Below are 22433 nucleotides of genomic sequence, written 5' to 3'. Positions count from 1 at the left end.
GAGGCCGAAGGGGGCTATACGTGGGAGGTAGAGTGTCAAGTAAGACGCTACAAGTGGTGATATTAGACATGCAGCCCATCATGCCGGCCGTGGGCGGCGGACGGCAGCGGTTGCTCGGGCTGTACCATGCATTGGGCGAGGACATCCAGGCCACTTACATCGGTAGCTACGACTGGCCCGGTGAATTGTTTCGTGACCAGCAGCTGAGCCCCGGCCTTCGCGAGATTATCGTTCCGTTAACTGTCGCCCACCATGAAGCCGCCCGCGCCGCCGCCGAGTCGGTCGAGGGCAGGGTGGTCATCGATTGCATGTTTTCCCGGCAGGCCCACCTTTCCCCCGAGTACCTGCGAGTGGCGCGGGAGTACATGGCCCATGCGGACGTAGTGGTTTTTTCACATCCTTGGGCATTCCCGCCCCTGGAGGCTGACCTCAAGCCCGAGCAGTTGGTGGTCTACGATTCGCAGAACGTCGAATCCATCCTGCGCACCGACCTTCACGGCGAACTGGCCAGTGCCGATGACGTGTTGCGTGTGGTTGTTGCTGATGAATACGCCCTGTGTCGACGCGCTGATCTCATCCTTGCCTGCTCCCATGAAGACCGCGAAGCGTTTGCACGCCTCTTCAAGTTGGACATCGAGAAAATGCGCGTAGTGCCGAACGGGATTTTCGCGTTTAGCCATGCTGTACCTGATTTCGAGTCCCGTTGCCAGGCAAAGTCCAATCTTGGCCTGCCAGGCAAGCCCGTCGCGCTTTTTGTCGGAAGCAACTATGCGCCCAACAATGATGCGGCTCGGTTCATCGCCAACGATTTGGCCAAGGCTTTGCCCAGTGTGCACTTCGCCATAGTCGGCGGTTGCGGGGCGGCCCTTGCCGGCATGGTCGTGCCCGATAATGTGCACGTACTCGGCCAGCTTGACGAGTTGATCAAGCAGCAATGGCTCACCGCCGCCGACGTTGCCCTGAATCCGCTGACCCAGGGCTCGGGCACAAGCATCAAGATGTTCGACTTTATGGCCGCCGGGTTGCCGGTCATTGCTACGGGTGCTGGTGCGCGGGGCATCATCCGCACCGGCACTCGCGCATTCGCCACCGTGCCCCTCGCGCGGACGGGGGCCGCGGTGGAGTCGCTCGTGACCGATGACGAAGTGCGACGCCTGATGGGTGCGGCCGGGCGTAAGCTGGTGGAAGACTTCTACGCGTGGGAGCGCATCTCGCCCCGTGCTGGCCGGCTGTTCCAGGCGTTCCTTCGTCGCAAGCTCGAAGGCGTCCGTACCTTCACGGTGCTCGTGCCAAGCTATGAGCGTCCCGATCACCTCGAGCGCTTGTTCCAGTGCCTGGTGAACCAGCAGGAGCGTGATTTCGACGTAGTCGTGATTGACCAGTCGCGCGAGCCCTGGGCCGGTCGCGACCGTGACTGGGGTTTTACGCTCACCTACGTGCACACGCCTGTGCGCGGCGCAGTGAAGGCGCGCAACGCCGGAGGCGAGTTGGCAACGGGCAGGATCATCGCCTTCACTGATGACGACTGCGAGCCCACGCCAGGCTGGTTAGCCGCCGCGCGGGCATGCTTTCAGTCGTCATCGGTTATCGGTGTCGAAGGTCGGGTTGAATCCGATCACATGGACACCCCCGACTGGCGGCCAGTCAGTAACGTAGGTTTTGCAGGCCTGGGATTCATGACTGCGAACCTGTTCGCCGCCAATGCCGCGTTCCAGCACCTGAATGGTTTCGACCTTATGTTCGATGAGCCACATTTCCGTGAGGACACCGACTTTGGATGGCGGCTGCAAGAGCTGGGCGAGGTCCCCTATTGCGAGGACGCGCTCGTGTTTCATCCGGCGCATCGTCGTGATTCAGAACGTGAGTCGAGCGAGACGCGCAGTCGTTTCTTCGAGAAGGATGCAATCCTTTATAAGAAGCATCCTGCGCGTTACATGACTATATTTCATGCCGAAGGGCACTGGCATCAGACGGAAGGGTTTTGGTCCAACTTCGAACGCGGGGCGGCAAAGTACAACGTGGATATCACTCCGTTGCTGGAGCGTTTTCGGGACGTGAGCTTTGGTTCGTGAGGCTGGCTTCGGTAAACCATGGACATCCGTTAAGATTCACATTCGATGTTGGATGGCGTCGTTGGGTGCCTACGGGATGGGCATCGAAAAGGTCGCAGCATGATGAAGGTGATGTTTCGATGCGAAACCGAATGGACCAGATAATTCGTGGTCGCCGGAACCCGGCGAGCGGGACTGTGCGTGCAGGCAGGAGTCTACGATGATTGTGGGCGATGGCATGCTGGCACGCGCATTTGCCGGGTCCCGGGCCTCGGAGTCGTGGACCATCTTTGCCTCCGGCGTCTCCAACTCGCGCGAAACAGCACGCCTTGCCTTCGATCGTGAGGAACAGCTCCTGCTGCGATACCTGACACGCGCGGCACCGCTGGTGTACTTCAGCAGCTGTGGCCTGGTCGAGGGCGACACTTCGAATAGCCCTTACATGGAGCACAAACGACACATGGAGTCGGTCGTTCTCGCCAAGCCGGGGGCGCGCGTCTTCAGGTTGCCACAGGTGGTGGGTCACACTTCCAATCCACACACCCTGCTCAATTTCCTCCGCGATCGCATCCTCGCTGGCGAGCGCTTCGACGTATGGCGCGACGCCGAGCGCAACCTCATCGACATAGACGACGTCGTGCAGATCGCCACGCGCATCCTGCAGGACGATACGGTACCTGAGCGCGTAGTGAGCATTGCTGCCGAGCAATCGGTCCCGATGCCCGGGATCGTCGCCTGTCTCGAGCAGATGCTTGGAAGGAAGGCGCTCGCCGAGGTCAGGCCGCTGGGTGCGCCGATGCCGGTGGACACGGCTATCTGTCGCCGCATTGCAACGGAGATGGGCCTGGACTTGGGCGCCGGTTATCTTGAGAAGGTGCTCAGGAAATATTGTCTCCCCGTGCAGTCAATAATGGCGTCGGGTCTCGACGCCCAAGGTTTCCATACATGAATCTCAGCACTTCGTCTTCCTTGCCTCGTGCAGCCGTGAATGTCTCGGTAGTGGTGCCGGTCTACAATGGCGCGAGCGCGCTGCCCGAACTCTGCCGCCGCGTTGCCGCTGCGATGACGGACGCCGGACTCAGCTTCGAGGTCGTCCTGGTCGATGATAACGGATCAAGCCAGGCTTGGCCGATGATCGCGTCGCTGGCCGCGGCGGATAAGCATGTCCGGGGGATCCGCCTGAGCCGCAATTTCGGCCAGCACGCTGCCACCGTCTGCGGCATCGCGCATGCGCAAGGTGAATGGATCGCGACCATCGATGACGATCTGGAGCACCCGCCAGAGGCAATTCCGGCCATGATCGGTACAGCTGACGTCAGCCATCCGTTGGTGTACGGGCGATTCCCGCACCGTACCCACGCGCGTTACCGAAACCTAAGTTCCGAGCTGATGCGCTGGACGCTCAAACGCGCGTTCCCGGATATCAACGACAACTATTCGTCGTTCCGTTGCATGCATAGGTCGATCGGCCGCGAACTGGTCAGGTTTGGCCTCAACCGGCCCTATATCGACGGCATGCTCTCGTGGATCACCTCCAATGCGCGCACGCTGGAGGTCGAACACGGTGAGCGCGAGCATGGCGAAAGCGCCTACACGTTCAAGAAGCTGATCTCACACGCAGTCAATGTGTTCGTAACCTTCTCGCACCTTCCGCTACGCCTGGCGACATTCGGCGGACTGGGCTTGGCTGTGCTCAGCTTTCTATGGATCGTTTATCTCATCTACGGCAAGATCACCGGTGGCATCGCCAACCCGGGCTATACGTCGCTGATGTCCGTCGTCCTCTTCGCTTGCGGCATTCAGCTGGTCATTCTGGGTGTCCTGGGGGAATACATCGGTAAGCTGATGGGCGCGGCCTATCGTAAGCCAGTGTACGTGGTGGCCACCGACACCGACGAAGAGCCAGGTGTGACCGAAGTCGGGCAGCGCGGGAGACGCGATTGACTCCGGGTCTAGTCCACCGTCTTGTCGGCCACGCCTCCCTACGCGCGGAATTCGTCAGGTTTGTCATCGTTCGCGGCGCATGCGCGGTGGTTACCTACGGTGCCTATCTGCTCCTTTTGCGAGCCGTTACTTACACGCCGGCGTACGTCGTGTCGTATGCTTTGGGCATCGCGCTTGCCTACGTGGCGAATTCGCGTTTCGTGTTCCGTGCGCCGATGAAGCGTCGGACGGCGATGCGGTTTCCCGCCGTCTATGTCTTCCAGTTTGTCGCCAATTACCTGGCGCTGAGGATCTTGGTCGAGGTTGCCGGTGTGCCGGCATCCTGGGCACTGGCTATTTCCATCGGCGTCACCATTCCGCTCACTTTCGTCCTGTCGCGGTGGATCATCCGTGCTGGCTGATTCGCGAGGGGACAACGAAACAGGAGTCCAGGCAATGGACCAGGTCGTCACCGGGGTGCGCCGCATCCTGTCAATGCCCATCATCTACGATACGTTCCAGCTCATGGTAGGTGGTGTCGCTGCCCGCCGGCGCGTATGCGAGCAATATGTCGTCCCACTGGCGCCGCGCACAGTCGCTGACGTGGGCTGTGGTACCGCGGAGCTCCTGAAGTACCTTCCCGCCGACATCAGCTATTTTGGCTTCGACCTTTCGTCGTCCTATATCGAGGCCGCCAAGGTGCGACATGAGGGCCGGCCCAATAGCACGTTCATCTGTGCAGATCTCAACGAGATAGAGCCTGGGACCATCCCGGCCAGCGACTTGGCGATCGTCTTCGGCGTGCTCCATCACATCAATGACGACAGCGCGCGGCGATTGTTGGCGGGCCTGCACGATCGGCTGGCTCCTGGCGGCCGGGTATTGTGCATCGATCCCGCCTACATTGACGATCAGGCCTGGATTGCACGCCAGCTGATTGTGAGGGATCGCGGACAGAACGTGCGTCGACCCGACGAATACATGGCGTTGGTGCCAGACATCTATGTCACCAAGTCCATCGATATCCGCAACGACCTGATGCATGTTCCCTACACGCTCACAGTCATGAGCTGCAGCCGTCGATGATGGTCCACCGCTCATTGCGCTGGCTGGCCCTCCTGGTCGTCCTTGTTCTGGGCACGTATACCCTGTTCGTCGGCTATCGCTATTCATTCCATAGCGACGGCGCCATCAAATCAGTGCTGGCTGCCATGGCCTGGAACGAAGGCCATGTGATTCCGCGTGCCTGGGTGTACGCCAATGGCGATACCTTCCTGCTGGGCCCCCAAATTTTCAACGAGCTTCTTTATCCGTTTCTTGGCATCAGTTACGCCGCCAACGCTGCTTCGGACTGGCTGGCTTTTCTCGTGCTGGCACTGTCGGTCTATGTGGCCTGCCGCCTGCTGTCGCCGACAGCGAACCAGGGTCGGCTCGTAGCTGTCGTGGTATCTGCAGGGGGGCTGGGCGCGGCTAACTTCGAGTTCGTGCTCGGACAGGGCGCCTACGCACTCTATGCCGCCGTGGCGATTCTGCTCTTCGCGATCGTCGCGCGTGAGCAGGCCGAGAATACAAAGCCGTGGATCCGCCGTGGCGTGCTGGTGTTCGCATTCGCTACGACCGCCGTCGCATGCACGAGCAATGCCTCGCGCGGAGTGGCTACTGTGCTGGCGCCCGCCATGGCTGGCTGCTTCATGGCAGTGATCCTCAACCGTCGCTCTGACGATGACCTTGTCCGTCGCCTGTTTTCCAGGGAGTTGCTTGCCACGGTGGCAGGTGGGCTGGTGGGTGTGCTGTTGTACCGGCGAGTCGTGATGCCGGAGTTGCACAATTTCCAGGCGGCCGCGCGTATGAAGCTGGCGTCGGGCAGCGTTATTATCGAGCATGCGCTGTCGCTGCCAGGCGCGTGGTTTAGCTATTTCCAGGTGTCCGCAGCGTGGGCTCACCTGTCTCCCAGCATGCGACTGCTCCAGGCTCTGGTTTGGCTGCTGTCGATCGCCCTTGTGCTGTTTCCCGCATGGGTGGTGGTGCGGCAACGATGCTACCCGGTTGGCATAGTGCGCTTCGCCTGGATCGTGCTCGCCGCATACGGCATTGGCACGGCGGCCCTGGTGGCTCTGGCTGACCTCTACACGTCATTTCTAGAGCTTCGATATCTCAGCTTCGCCATCTACGCGTCTGTATGCCTGATATTCATTTGTCTGGATAGCGCAGTCGGCGAGACGGACCAGGCACGCCGCTGGATCCTGACTACAGCCTGCCTGATGGCGGTATGGATGGCAGCATGGAACGCCATGGCGAGGTCGCCATCGCAGCGTGACAACGCCGGCAGTTACGAGGACCGCATGGCCCTGGTCGCCTCGCTCGGTGAGCATCACGTGGGTGCGGTGCTAACGCCCTATTGGTATTCGCACGTGCTCACCGTGCTGTCGGACGGCAAGACAAGGGCTTTCCCGTGGGCCTTCAACGACCGCTTCGTCCCCTTCGCACATCACATGCCTCGCGCGGTGGTTCAGGGTTCGGCGGGCGACATACAGGCCATCATGCTGACCGATGCCGACGCGGCAACCCAGGCCGATTCCCTGCGGCGGCAGTTTGGCGATCCCATGGCGAAGTGGAGCGTGGCAGGCATGACCTTGCTCAGCTACCCGCTGCGCGTTGTCGACGACGTAGTAGCCGGTGCTGACGCAGTGAACGATCCTGTGCCGTCGGCCGAAGTATCGGTAAGGCTGGACCATGGCGGGTTTCCCGCCTGCAATCAGCCTATTGCTTGCCAGGTGACGGTCGACGCTTACAACGACGGACGTCGCGTGTTGTCGCCTAACGGCGATCGACCGTTCCGGCTTGGTTTAATAGGCTTGGGTGCCGCCGGAGAAGTGGTCGTTGCCGATGCGGGCCGCGCCCAATTCCCCCAGGCGATCGTGCCCGGGAAGCGCGCGGAGGTCCATGTAGCCCTGCCGACCGCCCAAGGGACTAAGATTGCATCGTATCGACTTTGCCTTTTGCAGGAGAACGTAAGCTGGCTATGTGAGGGTACGCATGCCAGCCCATGAGGACTTAACCATGCAATCTAACGACCCGCATCCCAAGCGCTCCGAGTTTGACCACTACGCCGGTCAGTACGATGACATGCACGTGGCCAGTATCGCGGCCAGTGGCGAGGAGCCGGCCTACTTTTCTGCCTACAAGGCTCAGTACATGGCAGCGCATGCACGCGCTGGCATGCCGGCGCCGGTGATCCTGGATTTCGGCTGCGGCATCGGCAATTCCTTGCCGCACCTACACGCATCGTTTCCGGCGGCTGTCCTTCACGGGTCAGACCCTTCCGGCGAAAGCATCCGGATGGCGAAAGCGCGCGTAGGCGACATCGCCTCGGTGGTGGAGTCGCCCGACGATGCACTGCCGTACGCCGACCATACATTCGATCTTGCATTGGTGGCATGCGTGTTGCACCACATCCGTCCTTACGACCGGACGCGATGGATGGCGGAACTGCGGCGGGTGATGCGCCCAGGCGGCCAGCTTTTCATCTTCGAGCACAATATGCTCAACCCACTCACGCGCAAGGTGGTGCGTGACTGCCCCTTCGACGAAGATGCGGTATTCCTGCCGCGAACTGAGCTTCTTGGCCTGATGCGAGATGCGGGCTTTGCCCAAGTGGACTCGCAGTATGTGGTGTTCTTCCCGCGTCCGCTCGCGGCGCTGCGCCCGCTCGAGCCCTTGCTTGGGTGGCTTCCGCTGGGCGCGCAGTACGTTGTGCAGGGGCGAGCCTGACCCCGCGTCAGGGCGTGGACGCCAGCGGCGCCCGGTGCAGCAGCAGTGATTTCAGCGCGATTCCCATGACCCTTCCATCTGTTCCATCACCCATGGCGAAGGGCGAGGTCGCACCATCCACCTGGATGTCGATACGACGCATCGGCGCGCCTGCACGAAGTGGCACGGACGTCGAGATGGTCTCGCCAGGGGGGACGCGAACGGCGGTCGACCACGTCCCATCGTGGCTGGCAAGATGGACGGTGACGGGCCGGTGCTTTGCTCCACCAAGTACCCAGTAGGCGAGTTCGACGCTGCAGCCACCGGACAGGCAGTCCGCAGGCACCGGAAGATTGAGCCTTGCGGTTTCCTCCGACCAGACATGGTCGGATTCGACATCGTACCAGCCGGAGGGAATGACCCACGACAGATCCTGCGAGGCCCCGGCAAAGATGATGGGGTACTGGTATTTCTGATTCAGCAAGTTGGCATAGTAGGCATCCGCTCCGGCTTGCTGGCGAAGCGCGGGCGTGAGCCGGACCAGCGTGAATAGCGGCGATCGTTGCACCGTGAGTAAGGGCGATGATTCCAGACCGGCGACAAGCGGTTCGTTCATTGCAGCGACGGTCGCCGGACACGGCCAACCCGCACCGAACGAATGAACGACGCGTCGGGAGATCTTTTCCGGTGCCTCTGTTAGGCATGGCCAGAAATGCGCGGCCATGGGTTCCTGGTAGTTGGGAATTACCACCGTGTCGCTGTAGCCGTCCAGCAGCAGGCCAACTACGGTGCGCGAGGGATCGGTCGGAAGCTGCCCGGACAGCAGTCGCTGCAAATATGTGGGCCACCTTGCCAACGCCAAGGCAAGGTTCTTGTCGCCACCAACATTTTGCGTGCGCGCGTTGATGCGGCTTGCGGCGTATGCGGAAAGGAAGTCGTTGCCGTAAGGCAATACGGTAAAGGTTTCGCCCGGTTTGACGGTGGCGCTGAAGGCGCTCGTAACGTCGTGGTCCAAGCGGTTGAACATCTTCCGATAGCCCGTCGCGTTCTCCATGTGCTCGTGGGGCGGTGGCAGGCCGAGCGCAACCGCCAGCAGAGTGCCCACGAGCAACCACCGCTGGTGCGGATGGCGGCCGTGCAAGAGCACGATCGCCAGCCAAAAGCCGAAGGCGCCGAGCACGATCCAGCGATACGGCGCCCGCATATTCTTCAGTCCAGGCAACCGCGTGGCAAAGAAGGTAGTGTGGGTGGAAAAGCGCGCGGCGGCCGCGGACATGAAATGCGGGTCGCCGGCAGTGACCTCAGTGGGTGACTTTTTTACCGACCAAGCCTTGACCGAAGGCCCCAGGGCCAGAAAAAGGCCGACTAAAGCGATGGCCAAGGCAAGGTAAACGACCTTGCGCTCGCGCCGCATGTACCATCCAGCCGCGCTGGCAAGCACTACCAGTGGAAGGATGAACGTCGTTTCCCACACTGATGGGTCGCCATACCAGACGTCGATGGAACGATCGTCGCTCAGGTGAAGTGTATCGAGCAGGAAGCTGATGCCCCGTGATGGTTCAATCAGAAACGCCAGATCGACGCCCCAGCCTCGAAAAGCCTCCAGCGGAGGCGCCCAATAGTCCGCCTGCCCAATGAACCGCGAATACAGCACGAACGCCATGCCGAAAGACACGATGATCGTGGGGACGCCGATGATGGCGATCCGGTGACGGGAAGAGCCTTGGGCGAGCAGGCACCAGGCGGCAAACATAGTGGCTACCACCGCGAACATCACGAATGTATAGCCGTCCATGAATGCCGAGGTGATGCAACTGGCCAGCAGGAGGCCGGCGCTTTGCCAAACGCCGCGCACTGCGGCCAGCGCGTCTAGGAAGCGTGCAACCGTCCACGCGTAGGCGGGGAACAGGGCGATGCCCAGCGAAAGCATTGAGTAGCCCGCGTGCGCCCAGACGAGCGGGAGGCAGAGCCACATCGCGGCCATCAAGCTGCCCCGGTTCGCCGTCGTGCCCATTAGCATGGCCAGTCGTCGCGCGCCGCCAAAGGCGATAACCAACCACATTGCGAACGTCAATGTGTAGGCATCCGCAGGAGCGAGGCCCGCCTTCAGTAGTACCGCCTCGGGATAGGCGGCGGCCAGGCCGAAACTGATTGCTGGGTGGCCAGGCAAGCCGAAGTTGTTTGCCGTCAGTGCCAGCAGGGACTGGTTGCTGATCGATTGTGCGAAGGCAGTCGTCCATACCGCTTGGCCGACCGTAGGCAAGGTTAGAAATGGGACGGCACCATAGACGACCAAGCAAGGCAGAAAAGCGGCCAATGCCACGAACCATCGCAGACGCCGATCAGGATGCACTGGACGCGAGTCGGGGGCGTGCGTCTTCGCGGCAAGCAAGCCCCAGGTCGAGGCAAGGGTGCCGCGTCGGGCACAGCCGGGATGTGTCATGCCATCGTTCAGGAGGACTGCTTCCGCCGGTTTTCCAGCTCGCTCGTGCTTGCGTTGCGTTCAGGCAAGTTGCGCATCTGCTCCAGGCGGCGGACTCTGAAGAGGATCTGTTCGCCCAGCTTGCGATTGACGGCGATAAGATTGGCAATCATAGCCATGACCAGGGTAAGTGAGCCGAGGATGATGGCCAGCGCAGCCAGCACGACCGACTGGATATGGCCTTCACCATTGTTGGTGGCAAGGAAGTAAAGGAACCGGAGCCCCAGGATCAGGCCGAACATGATAGCCACCATGCCCACGCCGACGAACAGCGCAAGCGGGCGGTAGATCAGGAACATGTGGAATATCGTGCCAACCGAGCGACGGACGTAGCTCGGGATGCTCCGCACCAGGCGCGAGGGGCGCAGGTCCGGATTGGTACGGATGGGAACCGAGACGATCTTCAAGTCGCTCAGGCCGGCCTGGATAATAGTCTCCAACGTATACGTATAGGCACCGAACACATTCAGCCGCATCGCCGCCTCGGCTGTGAACGCCCTGAACCCGCTCGGAGCATCGGCGATCTGCGTCTTGCTGGCCGCGCGCACTACCCAGCTTCCCAAGACTTGGAGGCGCTTCTTCACCCAGGAAAAATGTTCGGTGTCGTTGATGGGTCGTGCGCCTACCACCATGTCGGCTTCACGGTCGAGGATGGGGCGGGTGAGGGTGGGAATGTCGTTCGCGTCGTACTGATTGTCGGCATCGGTATTGACAATGACATCGGCGCCCAATGAAAGCGCGGTTTCCAGGCCAGTCTTGAAAGCAGCTGCCAAGCCCCGGTTCACTGGATGGCTGACGATATGATCGGCACCGGCGGCTCGGGCCACCGCGACGGTGGCATCGGTAGACCCATCGTCGATGATCAGCCACTCAACTGCATCGAATCCGGGAACCGACCGGGGTAGGGCGCCCAGAGCAATCGCCAGTGTGCCGGCTTCGTTGTAGCAGGGGATCTGGATGATAAGCTTGCGTGACGCTGGACGCGGCAGGATGGCGTCACACGCAAAGGCAATATCCGGTTCAATCATCCAGGTCGTCCCTTATTTAAATGCGGCTGCAACATTTTAAGAACGTCGCTCCTTGTGCCGCGTTGACAATCAGGGCATAAATTGCCCAGTTCGACCATAGTACGGTGTCGCGAAGGTTTCAATCATCCATTCAGACGGCTTTTCCGACACTATCAGACGGCTTTTCCGACACTATGATGCCCTGATGAACTCGCCAATCGTCCAGCCCGCCGGCAACTTCTACGATAAGTACAACACCCGCAACCCCATTGCCCGAGCCTTGATGCAAGGCTTCCTTCGTTCCTTCGGCGAACTGGTGGGCAACGCCGGCGCCCCGGCCGGCGCACTGGAGATCGGCTGCGGCGAGGCGGAGTTGTCCATGCGCCTGGCGCGGGGCGGTTGGCGGGTACAGGGATGTGATATCGCAGTCGATGCCATCGATGAAGCGACGCGACGCGTGCAAGCTGCGGGCTTGGATATCCCGCTTGCAGTCCACGATATCCGCGATGCGCCTTCCCACTACGAGCCCGTGGAACTCGTCGTCTGTTGCGAGGTGCTCGAGCATCTGGAAGATACCAACGCGGCGCTGGAAATCTTGTCGCGTTTGTCGAACCGGTATCTATTGGTAAGCGTTCCGAGGGAACCAATCTGGCGTGTGCTCAACATGGCCCGTGGTCGTTATCTTGCGCAACTGGGAAATACGCCGGGCCACATCCAGCACTGGTCACGCCGTGAGTTCGTCGAGGTACTGTCCCGTCGTTTCGATGTGGTCGAAGTGCGTGCGCCGTTGCCCTGGACGATGGCGCTCTGCCGTGTCCGCGGCTAAGCGGGCCATAGCCTGGTTTGGTGCACTACTAAGCCTGGGTTGCGTGGCCTGGATCATCCATCGCTTCATTGCCTCCGGAGTGCTGCGGGCGATCAGCGACTCGCCGCACGCTGCAACGCTCGGTGAAGCGATGCTGTTGGCCATCCCAGTCTACGCGGTCGCCGTGGGTGTCCTTTCCCTGGCCTGGCTAACCTTGCAGCGGGCTCTTGCCGTCGAGTATGCGCCGCCGGGCATCTCCATAGCCGGTTATTTAGTATCGCAATTCGGAAAATACCTGCCGGGCAATGTCGCCCAGTACGCCGGACGCCACATGATTCTCCGACGTGAGGGCGCGTCGCACCGTTCGCTGGTTGCCTGCGCGCTGGCCGAAGCGGCATTACTGCTGCTGGCCGCGATCCTTTGGGCTCGCCCCTTGCTGCCGATGCTGGTATCGGCACCGGTGGTGTCATGGGCGCTTCCCCTGGTGATGCTGGCCGTTGGCGCCTGCGTAGCATTCGGGTGGTTGCGCCGCCGGGTCCCCCTGCTGGCACGCAGCGTAGAAGCCTTCCATCCCACGTGGCTTGTGGCGGCCCTTGCGGCCTACGTGGTCTTCTTTGCGGTCATGGCGTTCACCCTGTGGCTGCTTTGCCGAGGACTCAGGGTCGATGCCCCGGGTTACGCCTACCTCGCCGCCGTGGCCGCGGCCAGCTGGATGGCCGGGTTCGTGGTGCCTGGGGCTCCAGCAGGGCTTGGCGTACGCGAGGCGGCATTCCTGGCCCTCTTGGGACCGAGCCTTCCCGAAGCGGATGTGCTGCTGCTGGCCGCTGCGATGCGCGTAGCCACATTTGGGGGCGATGGCCTCGCCTGTCTTGCCGGTCTCGCCGGATGGGCGGCGACAAAGCGCACGCCGCCCGATTCCGCGGCAGAACCCTAGCCGATCGCGGCTTCCAGTTCCGGCAAGAGCTTGAACAGGTCCCCCACCAGGCCGATGTCGGCGACCTCGAAGATCGGGGCCTCGCCATCCTTGTTGATGGCCACGATGGTTCCGGCGTCCTTGATACCCGTCAGATGCTGGATGGCGCCCGAAATGCCGATGGCCATGTACAGCTCGGGGGCGATGATCTTGCCCGTCTGGCCTACCTGCATTTCATTGGGTACGTAGCCGGCGTCCACCGCGGCGCGAGATGCGCCGACGGCCGCACCGATCTTGTCGGCGAACTTGTAGATGATGTCGAAGTTCTCCTTCGAGCCGACGCCACGGCCGCCCGACACCACCTTGGCTGCGCTTTGCAGGTCAGGGCGGTCGCTCTTGCCTTGCTTGAGCTCGACAAAGCGCGTGTGACTGGGAAGCTTGACGTCGAGGGAAAGCACTTCGATCGGGGCTGCAGACGACGACGTGCCGGCGGCCGGCCAGGAAGCGGTACGGATCGTGGCCACTACCGGGTGATCCGAGGGTGCCTCGACGGTGACGATGGCATTGCCTGCGTAGATCGGGCGGGTGAACACGTGGCTGCCCTGGACTGTCATGACGTCACTGACCTGGGCGGCGCCGAGCAAGCCGGCGACCCTGGGCATGACGTCCTTGCCGAAGGTGGTCGAGGGGGCGAAGACGTGGCTATATCCGGCGGCAGCCTTGGCAATCTGCGGCGCCAATACGGCTGCGAGCGCGTGCTTGTTTTCGGCGCGGGCGACGGTAACGACTTTGCTGACGCCTTCGATTTTCGCAGCTTCCGCGGCGATGGCATCGGGAGCGTCGGAAAGGACGACCACGTCGATGGATTCAGGTTTTACTGCCGCGGCCGCGCTAATGGCCCGTGCCGTGGCGCTGTTGAGCTTGCCGTCCAGGTGTTCGGCGATGACGAGGATCTTGCTCATGGAGTTCTCCAGTGCGGCTGCTTTACAGCAGGCCCTTGTGCTTGAGGGCCGCGACCAGTTCAGCCGCATCCTTGACCATTACGCCCTTGCTGCGCTTGGGCGGCGCGGCGTAATGAGTGATCTTCAGGTGGTCGCCGGTGTCGACACCGAGCGAGCCAAGCTCGATCACGTCGATCGGCTTGGATTTGGCCTTCATGATGTCCGGCAGCTTGATGAAACGCGGTTCGTTGAGACGAAGGTCGGTCGTAATGACGGCAGGAAGATCAACATCCAGCGTTTCCATGCCGGCATCCACTTCGCGGGCCACGGTGGCCTTGCCGTCGGCAATCTCGACCTTTCCGGCAAAAGTGGCCTGCGGGCGGTCCCAGAGGGCGGCGAGCATCTGGCCGGTCTGGTTGGCATCGTCGTCGATGGCCTGCTTGCCCACGATGACCAGGCCCGGGCTCTCCTTTTCCACCAGCTTCAGCAGCACGCGGGCCGCGGTAAGCGGCTGGACAGCCTCGGTGGTGGTGACATGGATGGCGCGGTTGGCGCCCATGGCCAGCCCGTTTCGCAGGTGTGCGGTGAGGTCGGCGGGGCCGATGCCCACGATCACGACCTCCTCGGCCACGCCTTTTTCACGCAGTCGGAGCGCTTCTTCCAGGGCAATGTCGTCGAATGGGTTGGCCGAGAGCTTTACCCCCTCGGTGACCACGCCCGTGCCGTCCGCCTTGACCTGTACGCGTACGTTGTAATCGACGACGCGCTTGTAACCCACCAAAATCTTCATGGAAATCCCGGGTTAGACCGTTGACCAGTCGCCAATTCTAACGCGGGCGCCCGGCGGGCGCAGCCAGCGGGCCTGGCACGGGCTTCTGACGGCTATAATTGCGCGCCCGCGCCGGTATTGAGGTCTAATTGTCCGACAAGATCAGCCATCGCCCGACCTCGTCCATCACGGTGTGCACCTACAACGGGGCGGCCCATATCGCCGAGCAGCTCGACAGCCTGCTGGCCCAGTCGTGTCTTCCGGAACAGATCGTCATCGCTGATGACGCCTCGACGGATGGTACTGCCACCCTCGTCGAGAATTTTGTCCCGCGGGCGCAGGCGCTCGGTATTGCGGTCGAGTTTATTCGGCATCCGGTCAACGTGGGGTTCGTCGCCAACTTCTCGCACGCCCTGGGCCACGCGTCGGGTGAGGTGGTGTTTCTATGTGACCAGGATGACGTGTGGCACCTGGACAAGCTGGCCACGATGCTCGCAGCCTTTGGGAAACGACCGGAACTGACGCTGCTGCACGCCGACGCACGGCTGGTGGACGATAACCTTGTCGACCTTGGCGCCTCGCTGTTTCAGGCGCTGCGATTGACTCGTGGGGAGCTTGATCTCGTCCATGCCGGGCGTGCCTTTGACGTGCTGATCCGACGCAGCGCTGCAACGGGAGCCACGCTGGCGCTTCGGCGCGAGCTTATCGACGTGGCACTCCCGGTACCGGAGGGTTGGATCCACGACGAATGGCTGGCGATGATTGCCTCGATCGTGGGGGTTGTCGACGTTCTGGAACGGCCGGTGATCGACTATCGCCAGCATGGCGGTAACCAGATCGGAGCCCGCCCGCGCACACTGGCTGATCGTTGGAATGACCTTGTGCGGCCCAGGGGAGCGATGTTCATGAAGGAGGTCGCCCGTATGCAGGCTCTAGAAAGATGGTTGGTCCAGCGCGAGGACGCTACAGGAGCGCGTTCGATGGTGACCCGACGTATCGCGCATTTCCAGGCTCGCCTGGCCATGGATCTTCGTCGCCACGTCGGACGGTTGCCGGCCATTGCGCAACAATGGCGTGAGGGTAACTACGCGCTATTCAGCAATGGTCGTCGTTCGATACTGCGGGATTTGATGCGACGAGCGTGAGCGAGCCACATCGGTCGCCATGATGCGCCCGCCAATTACCTACTTTTAATCGGATGGGCCATAGCGCCATGCAGAAATCAATCGACTCCCACCACAAGGTTCTCGTCACTGGAGGCGCCGGATTCCTGGGCTCCCACTTGTGCGACCGACTTGTAGCTCGTGGGGACGACGTGCTGTGCGTCGACAATTTCTATACGGGCAGCAAGGACAACGTCACCCAGCTGATCGGAAACAAGAAGTTCGAAATCATGCGGCACGACGTCACGTTTCCGCTGTATGTCGAGGTCGAGCGCATTTTTAACCTCGCGTGCCCGGCATCGCCCGTGCATTACCAATATGATCCGGTGCAGACCACGAAGACCAGTGTGCACGGCGCGATCAACATGCTCGGCCTGGCCAAACGTGTCGGCGCTCGCATCCTGCAGGCCTCGACCAGCGAGGTTTACGGGGACCCGGAGATCCATCCCCAGGTTGAGACGTACTGGGGAAGGGTCAACCCCATCGGCGCGCGAAGTTGCTATGACGAAGGCAAGCGTTGCGCCGAGACCCTGTTCTTCGACTATCGTCGGCAGCACAACCTCGAGACCAAGGTCGTGCGCATCTTCAATACGTATGGACCTCGAATGCACCCGCATGATGGCCGCGTGGTGAGTAACTTTATCGTCCAGGCGATCAAGGGCGAGGACATTACGATCTATGGCGACGGTAGCCAGACAAGAAGCTTCTGCTACGTCGATGACCTGGTGGAGGCGATGCTCAGGATGATGGATACTTCCGCCGACGTCACGGGCCCTGTGAACATCGGCAATCCGGATGAGTTCACCATGATGGAGCTGGCCGAGAAGGTCTTGCAACTTACCGGCAGCAAGTCCCGCCTGGTCCGCCAGCCTCTGCCGCAGGACGATCCCCGTCAGCGGCAGCCGGACATCTCGCTCGCCAGGAAAATGATTGACTGGTCGCCCCGGGTTCCCCTCGACGATGGTTTGGTCGAGACAATCGCCTACTTCAAGAGGCTGCTCAGCGCATGAAGCTTTCCGTGATCATTCCTTGCTACAACGAGGAAAAAACCATCCGGACGATCGTCGACGCCGTTCGTGCATCGCCGTACGATGACAAGGAAATCATCATCGTGGACGATTGTTCGCGTGATGGCACGAGGGACATCCTGAAGTCGGATATCGCGCCCCTGGTCAGCCAGATCCTCTATCACGAGGTGAACCAGGGCAAAGGTGCGGCCCTTCGCACGGGCATTGCAGCCGCGACGGGTGACATCGTGGTCATCCAGGACGCCGACCTTGAATACGATCCCAATGAGTATCCAAACCTCGTCGAACCCATTGTACGGGGCAAGGCCGATGTGGTCTTCGGCTCACGGTTCATGGGTGGCCAGCCGCACCGTGTGCTCTATTTCTGGCACAAGGTTGGCAACAGCGTGCTCACGCTAATGTCCAACATGTTTACGAACCTGGACCTGACTGACATGGAGACCTGCTACAAGGTATTCCGCAGGGAGATCATCCAAGGCATCAAAATTGAAGAAAATCGTTTTGGTTTTGAGCCTGAGATCACCGCAAAAGTTGCCAAGACAAAAGTCCGCATATTCGAAGTTGGCATTTCCTACTATGGAAGAACCTACGAAGAAGGCAAGAAGATTGGCTGGAAGGACGGTTTTCGCGCACTCTACTGCATTGTGAAATACAACGTATTTCGATGAAGATGATTGCGCGGTACTTCTTGGTTGGCGGGGCCGCGGCGGTCATTGATCTGGCGATTTTTTCCCTCATGGTCAAGGGGCTGCACCAGCCATGGTTTGAAGCAGCGCTGGTAAGTTTCTTCATCGCCACGACAGCAAATTACCTCTTGTCCACACGCTTCGTTTTTTCGAGCGGTGCGCGCTTCAGTCGCCGGCATCACGAATTCGGAGCGGTTGTGCTGGTTAGCCTTGCAGGGCTCGCCATCAATCAGATCGTATTGTGGTTGGTCATTGAGCGTCTTCATCTGGACCCACTCATTGCCAAGGTCATCGGCACCGGCGTCGTTTTCTTCTGGAATTATGGTGTTCGCAAGCGCTACCTATTCAGGATGAAGATATGACGCGCACAACGCGCCTCGCCTTATGAATACTTGCCAAATACCTGACCAACGGGAAGTGGATTGGGCACGAAGGAAGTCCTGGGCAGTCTGGGTTGGTCTCCTTGCCTTGGGCATCTTGGCGGTCGCACTGCCCGTGATGGATTACTTGCGCGCAGTCCCCGGCGACCTTGGCGATGCACGATTCAACAGCGTAGTCCTGGAGCATCTGTATCTTTGGACAAAAGGCCTTGAGCCGGGGCTTTGGAGTCCTGGCTTTTTCTACCCATACCCTGGCGCGTTGACGTTCAGCGACAACCACTTCGGAAGTGGTGCTCTTTATGTCGCTCTAAGGTATTTGCACCTGGATCGTGAGTACGCTTTCGATCTTTGGTACCTGGCGTCGTATGTCCTCAACTATGCGGCCTGTTTCCATGCGTTGCGGCGTTTTGGTTATGGCGCCGTGGCAAGTGCCTGTGGCGCATTCTTTTTTGCTTTCGCACTTCCTGTTTCTGAAAGCAGCGGTCATGCCCAGCTAGGGTTCCGTTTCGCTGTTCCGCTGGCGTTGGCATCGTTCCACGATTTGGTCGAACGCCGGGAATTCAGGCGGCTTGGGCATGTGGCGGGGTGGGTCGCACTCGAGTTCTATTGTTCGATTTATGTCGGGTTTTTTCTCGTTTTCCTGCTTGCGGCCTACATTGCTGCAACATCGGTGCGCTGGAAATTGAACGGTGTCCGAGTTCGTGGGTTTTGGACCGCGCTAATAAGCGCGTACGTCGGCGCAACACGCAGGGAGGTGGCGATCACGGTTGCGTGCGTCGCCCTATCGGCCCTCGCCATCATGGCACTTTTGTACCCCTACGCGCATTATTCAAAGCTCTACGGCTTTCAGCGGTCACCGGAAGAAGTCGTCACCATGCTGCCCCGTTGGGGGAGCTACCTTTTGGCCGACTGGTCCTGGATCTGGCGCGGACTGAGCGCCCGGGTGGAAGATATTCCCGTAAGACATGAACACCAGATGTTCGTGGGCCTAGGCGCAGTTTTGCTCGCGCTGGCGGGCGTGGGATATCGGCATGATCGCTGGGGAGCGGCATCGCTGATAGCGATTGGGTTGCTTGTGCTCGTCACGATGAAGTTTCCACATTTCTCGATCTATCTTAAGCTGATCAAGCTGCCGGGCATTAGCTCAATTCGCGCCGTGGCGCGCATTGTCCTCGTCATGCTCTTTCCTATCTCCATCCTGGTTGCGCGGGGAGTCGAGCGAAGCATTCGGGTCCCACGCCGGCGTCGACTAGCCGTGGTCGTTGCGCTAGCAGTCTTACTGATGATCGTGGAGTGCGTGGCTTTCGCGCCGTACCATACCCCGATCAAGTCCTGGCGTGATCGCCTTACGCTTTACCAGGGGGAATTGCCGGATCAGCTTCCGTCATCCGCGATCGTCTTTGTGCCAGTCATCAAGCCAGACGACACCGTTTTTCCAGAGATCGATGGGGTCATCCTGGCGCAGGATCGCGGAGTAATGAGCTTGAACGGCTATTCGGGTAACGCCCCATTGTCTTACCGCGCCGATTTCAACGACCCCTGCAACGAAGTGTGGCTTCGTGTTTCCGGCTACGCCGTCTTTGCGCAGTTGCCCGAACACGAGCGCCAGGCGTTGCTTGAACGTGTCATTCCAATTGGACTACCCATTTGCCATTCGGGTCGCGTCGAGTAGACGCTCTTGCGTGCTCGATCGGTGGCATCGGGTTACTTCTTACTGGCGGCTTTCCCGACGGTCGCGATTCCAGCATTCACCAGGCACGCCACGGCGCCGCCGTTGCTTGAATTGCATACTTCCTTGCCGCCGGTGGATGCACCTGCCATGGCCGGTGGGGATGCCGGATGAAGGGCTTCATTCATGGCCGTCTGCACCGGGTCCTGGTGTAAAGGCTCGTGAGAGCAAGCGCTCGCAAGGAGGCAAAGCGCGGTGATGGCGAACAACCGGGTCATGACATCGTTCCTTGAGTGACGGCTGATGGATATCAATCGGGAGTCAGGATGCTTGAACATCTGGCTTCAGGCGGATGCTGCGCCTTCTTCCGGGCTCTTGTCCACGACCTGCCTGAGCCACTTGAGCGTGTGTTGATGGCCGGTGATGCCTATCAACCAGTAGCGGCAGGGCTGGAACAGCTGTTCGATGGTGTAGTCAGGAAATGCTCCGGCTACGTCGTCCCGGACAAAGAACGCATTGACCCCGCTCAAGTTGCACGATACCAGGCGGTAGCCCAGCGGCTTGAGTATGTCGACCCAGGATTGCAGGGTTGCGCCGTAGAAGTCGTCGTAGGCCCACTGGTGGGTGGCGTTATAGTTGATCGTCAAACGCGTGGGAGGAGGAAACTTCCCGTTGTACTCGACACAGATCAGCTTCGGTCGGATCACGCGTAGTGCATCGGCGACGAGATAGGCATCGTTACCGTCGGTATCGAACGAGAAGAAATCGACGTCGTCAGTGCCGAGGAACTCGCTGAATTCCTTCATCAGCGGTTGGTTGTTATCCAGGTCGACGAAGGCGTGGCGCGTCGTCAGCACGGGGCAGGAGAGTGTTCCAAGTTCGCTTTCGATGTGCCGGACGTTACCTTCGTCACCATCGACCCAACAGCCCTTGAATCCATCCAGAAGCAACTGATGCGTGTTGTTTTCCAGGCCGTTCGCGCAGCCGATCTCGATGAACGTGTTGCTGAGCTGGGTAACCGAGGCTATGCGCCTGAGGCACTCCCTGATAATCCCGTCCTCGTCGCATTGGGAATAAGAATTCCATCCCTGGAGCGCGGGATTATTGGGGGTCGCGGAGGCGATTTGGCGCTGCCAGATGTCGAGTTCAGCGATCGAATTGGGCCGCATGCATGGTGGTCCTTCTCGGGGGAGTTCAATAATAGCCCAGCGATAACCTCAAAGCCCCTGATAATTAGGCCCAGCCCCACCCTCAGGCGTCACCCACGTAATAATCTCGTACGGATCCTTGATATCGCACGTCTTGCAATGCACGCAGTTCGCCGAGTTGATCTGCAGCCTTTTACCGGCATCGTCTTCCACGATCTCATACACCCCGGCCGGACAGAACCGCTGGCAAGGGTTTCCATATTCAGTCGTACAACGATCAATACAAATGGTGGTATCGAGTACCTTCAAATGCACCGGCTGGTCTTCATCATGCTCGGTCGCTGCAAAGTACACGCTTGCCAGCCGGTCCCGCGGCGGCAGGGTGCGCTCAACGTAGTCTTTCTTCGGCGCCTCATACTGGTCGAGCTTCTTCAGCGACGACCAGTCGGCATGGTTGCGTAGCGTCCACGGCGAAGCGCCACCGGTAACGGTTTCCCAGGCAGCATTGATCAGTCCCCACCACAGCCCCTTGTTGAATCCCGGGCGGATGTTCCGTACTTTCTTAAGCTCCACCATGATCGCCGAAGCGCGGAGCTTCGCGTCGAAGCCCGACGATGCCAGCGTCTGGGCCACATGCTCGGCTGCCAGCATTCCGGAGCGGATCGCCTGGTGCGTACCCTTGATCTTCGGCACGTTCAGCAGGCCTGCCGCGTCGCCGATCAGCAGCGCGCCGGGCATCTCGGTTTTCGGCAGCGACTGGTACCCACCCTCGACGATGGCCCGCGCGCCGGCTGAAACAATGCTTCCGCCTTCCAGCAGTGCCTTGACCTTCGGGTGGTGCTTGAGCTGCTGGAACGCCTCGAACGGCGAGAACATCGGATCGGGATAATCCAGCCCCGCCACGAAGCCGATTGCCACGCGGTCGTTGTCCAGGTGGTAAATGAAGCTGCCGCCGTAGGTATCGTTGGCCAGCGGCCAACCCAGGGTGTGTGCGACCTTGCCGGGCGTGCCGCGTCCGGGGGGAAGCTGCCACAGTTCCTTGATGCCGATGCCGTAGGTCTGCGGGTCGGCATCTTTGTCCAGGCCGAAGGTACGGATCAATTTCTTGGTCAGGTGCCCACGGCAACCTTCGCCCAGCACCGTCAGCTTGGCGTGGATGTCGATGCCTTCGGTGTAGCCGGGCTTGTGCGTGCCGTCGCGGGCAACGCCCATGTCACCGATACGCACGCCGGCCACGGCGCCATCGCGGTCGAATAGGTTTTCCGCGGCCGCGTAGCCGGGAAACACGTCCACGCCCAGGGCTTCAGCCTGCGGTGCCAGCCAGGCGCACATCGCGCCCAGGCTTACAATGAAATTCCCCTCGTTGTGCATCTGCGGCGGGGTGGGCAGCTTCGTCGCGTTGTCCTTGTCGCGCAGCCACCAGAATTCATCTTCCTTCACCGGCACGCACACCGGCGGCGGATTTTCGCGCCAGCCGGGCAGTAGGGCGTCCAGCGGTGCCGGTTCGATCACTGCGCCGGAGAGGATCTGCGCCCCGATGCTCGAGGCTTTCTCGATCACGCAAACCGTCGTCTCGGGCTTGAGCTGTTTCAAACGGATGGCAAACGACAGGCCGGCAGGGCCTGCGCCAACGACGACGACGTCGTACTCCATCGATTCGCGCTCGCTCATGGCTGGCTCCGTGGTGTGGCCGCTGATTGTGGCGATTCGCGCGCCGG

21 protein-coding genes are annotated in these 22433 nt (G+C 60.7%); 14 read left to right on the top strand and 7 right to left on the bottom strand.

Going from position 1 to position 22433, the window contains the following annotated elements; genetic code table 11:
• Positions 1-68: 68 nt before the first annotated feature.
• From NDK18_RS17575 to NDK18_RS17545, 7 genes are all read left to right on the top strand, one after another.
• Positions 69-2072, top strand: a complete 2004-nt coding sequence (locus NDK18_RS17575; RefSeq protein WP_250628524.1) for a glycosyltransferase — start codon at positions 69-71, stop codon at positions 2070-2072.
• Between the two features lie 199 nt (positions 2073-2271).
• Positions 2272-3000: an NAD-dependent epimerase/dehydratase family protein gene (locus tag NDK18_RS17570; RefSeq protein WP_250628523.1), complete on the top strand. Its 729-nt coding sequence runs from the start codon at positions 2272-2274 to the stop codon at positions 2998-3000.
• Positions 2997-3995 (top strand): glycosyltransferase family 2 protein, encoded by a 999-nt coding sequence (locus NDK18_RS17565; protein ID WP_250628522.1) that lies wholly within the window; start codon positions 2997-2999, stop codon positions 3993-3995. The genes NDK18_RS17570 and NDK18_RS17565 overlap by 4 nt, the downstream gene beginning before the upstream one ends.
• Positions 3992-4396, top strand: a complete 405-nt coding sequence (locus NDK18_RS17560) for a GtrA family protein (protein ID WP_284692177.1) — start codon at positions 3992-3994, stop codon at positions 4394-4396. The genes NDK18_RS17565 and NDK18_RS17560 overlap by 4 nt, the downstream gene beginning before the upstream one ends.
• Before the next feature lie 34 nt (positions 4397-4430).
• Positions 4431-5060 (top strand): class I SAM-dependent methyltransferase, encoded by a 630-nt coding sequence (locus NDK18_RS17555; RefSeq protein ID WP_250628521.1) that lies wholly within the window; start codon positions 4431-4433, stop codon positions 5058-5060.
• The gene (locus tag NDK18_RS17550; RefSeq protein WP_250628520.1) at positions 5057-7024 is read left to right on the top strand and encodes a hypothetical protein; all 1968 of its coding nucleotides are present in this window, start codon (positions 5057-5059) and stop codon (positions 7022-7024) included. The genes NDK18_RS17555 and NDK18_RS17550 overlap by 4 nt, the downstream gene beginning before the upstream one ends.
• A 10-nt stretch (positions 7025-7034) precedes the next feature.
• Entirely contained in the window at positions 7035-7745 is a 711-nt protein-coding gene (locus tag NDK18_RS17545) for a class I SAM-dependent methyltransferase (protein WP_250628519.1), read from the top strand.
• Positions 7746-7752: 7 nt separating this feature from the next.
• Here the strand turns inward: NDK18_RS17545 and NDK18_RS17540 are convergent, their stop codons facing one another.
• Entirely contained in the window at positions 7753-10167 is a 2415-nt protein-coding gene (locus tag NDK18_RS17540; protein WP_250628518.1) for a hypothetical protein, read from the bottom strand.
• An 8-nt stretch (positions 10168-10175) separates the two neighbouring features.
• Positions 10176-11234 carry a glycosyltransferase family 2 protein gene (locus NDK18_RS17535; RefSeq protein WP_250628517.1) on the bottom strand — a complete coding sequence of 353 codons (1059 nt, stop codon included), beginning with the start codon at positions 11232-11234 and terminating at the stop codon, positions 10176-10178.
• Between the two features lie 184 nt (positions 11235-11418).
• Between NDK18_RS17535 and NDK18_RS17530 the strand changes: the two genes are divergently transcribed.
• Complete coding sequence (locus NDK18_RS17530) at positions 11419-12039, top strand: class I SAM-dependent methyltransferase (protein ID WP_250628516.1); 621 nt, start codon at positions 11419-11421, stop codon at positions 12037-12039.
• Positions 12026-12952: a lysylphosphatidylglycerol synthase domain-containing protein gene (locus tag NDK18_RS17525; RefSeq protein WP_250628515.1), complete on the top strand. Its 927-nt coding sequence runs from the start codon at positions 12026-12028 to the stop codon at positions 12950-12952. The genes NDK18_RS17530 and NDK18_RS17525 overlap by 14 nt, the downstream gene beginning before the upstream one ends.
• Here the strand turns inward: NDK18_RS17525 and NDK18_RS17520 are convergent.
• Both NDK18_RS17520 and NDK18_RS17515 read right to left on the bottom strand, forming a co-directional pair.
• Positions 12949-13893 carry an electron transfer flavoprotein subunit alpha/FixB family protein gene (locus NDK18_RS17520; protein WP_250624165.1) on the bottom strand — a complete coding sequence of 315 codons (945 nt, stop codon included), beginning with the start codon at positions 13891-13893 and terminating at the stop codon, positions 12949-12951. The two genes, NDK18_RS17525 and NDK18_RS17520, sit on opposite strands and share 4 nt — an antisense overlap.
• Before the next feature lie 22 nt (positions 13894-13915).
• Complete coding sequence (locus tag NDK18_RS17515; RefSeq protein WP_250624164.1) at positions 13916-14662, bottom strand: electron transfer flavoprotein subunit beta/FixA family protein; 747 nt, start codon at positions 14660-14662, stop codon at positions 13916-13918.
• A gap of 128 nt (positions 14663-14790) precedes the next feature.
• On the opposite strand from NDK18_RS17515, the gene NDK18_RS17510 reads away from it, so the two are divergent.
• The 5 genes from NDK18_RS17510 (at position 14791) to NDK18_RS17490 (ending at position 19570) form a co-directional block, all read left to right on the top strand.
• Positions 14791-15786 carry a glycosyltransferase family 2 protein gene (locus NDK18_RS17510; protein ID WP_250628514.1) on the top strand — a complete coding sequence of 332 codons (996 nt, stop codon included), beginning with the start codon at positions 14791-14793 and terminating at the stop codon, positions 15784-15786.
• Positions 15787-15854: 68 nt separating this feature from the next.
• On the top strand, positions 15855-16814 hold the full coding sequence (locus NDK18_RS17505; protein ID WP_250628513.1) for a UDP-glucuronic acid decarboxylase family protein: 960 nt from the start codon (positions 15855-15857) through the stop codon (positions 16812-16814).
• Positions 16811-17500, top strand: coding sequence for a glycosyltransferase family 2 protein (locus NDK18_RS17500; protein WP_250628512.1), 690 nt, complete (start codon positions 16811-16813; stop codon positions 17498-17500). The genes NDK18_RS17505 and NDK18_RS17500 overlap by 4 nt, the downstream gene beginning before the upstream one ends.
• Positions 17497-17880 carry a GtrA family protein gene (locus NDK18_RS17495; RefSeq protein ID WP_250628511.1) on the top strand — a complete coding sequence of 128 codons (384 nt, stop codon included), beginning with the start codon at positions 17497-17499 and terminating at the stop codon, positions 17878-17880. Before NDK18_RS17500 ends, NDK18_RS17495 begins: the two co-directional genes overlap by 4 nt.
• A gap of 106 nt (positions 17881-17986) precedes the next feature.
• Complete coding sequence (locus NDK18_RS17490) at positions 17987-19570, top strand: hypothetical protein (RefSeq protein WP_250628510.1); 1584 nt, start codon at positions 17987-17989, stop codon at positions 19568-19570.
• Between the two features lie 32 nt (positions 19571-19602).
• Here the strand turns inward: NDK18_RS17490 and NDK18_RS17485 are convergent, their stop codons facing one another.
• The 3 genes from NDK18_RS17485 to NDK18_RS17475 form a co-directional block, all read right to left on the bottom strand.
• Positions 19603-19845 (bottom strand): hypothetical protein, encoded by a 243-nt coding sequence (locus NDK18_RS17485; RefSeq protein WP_250628509.1) that lies wholly within the window; start codon positions 19843-19845, stop codon positions 19603-19605.
• A 66-nt stretch (positions 19846-19911) separates the two neighbouring features.
• Positions 19912-20736, bottom strand: a complete 825-nt coding sequence (locus NDK18_RS17480; protein WP_250628508.1) for a hypothetical protein — start codon at positions 20734-20736, stop codon at positions 19912-19914.
• A 48-nt stretch (positions 20737-20784) separates the two neighbouring features.
• On the bottom strand, positions 20785-22386 hold the full coding sequence (locus NDK18_RS17475; RefSeq protein ID WP_250628507.1) for an electron transfer flavoprotein-ubiquinone oxidoreductase: 1602 nt from the start codon (positions 22384-22386) through the stop codon (positions 20785-20787).
• Positions 22387-22433 lie beyond the last annotated feature (47 nt).

It is taken from the genome of Pinirhizobacter soli (assembly GCF_015905305.1).
Classification (GTDB): Bacteria; Pseudomonadota; Gammaproteobacteria; order Xanthomonadales; family Rhodanobacteraceae; genus Pinirhizobacter; species Pinirhizobacter soli.
The sequence above is the reverse complement of the archived record's forward strand: the minus strand, read 5'-3'. Positions and strand labels throughout refer to the sequence as shown.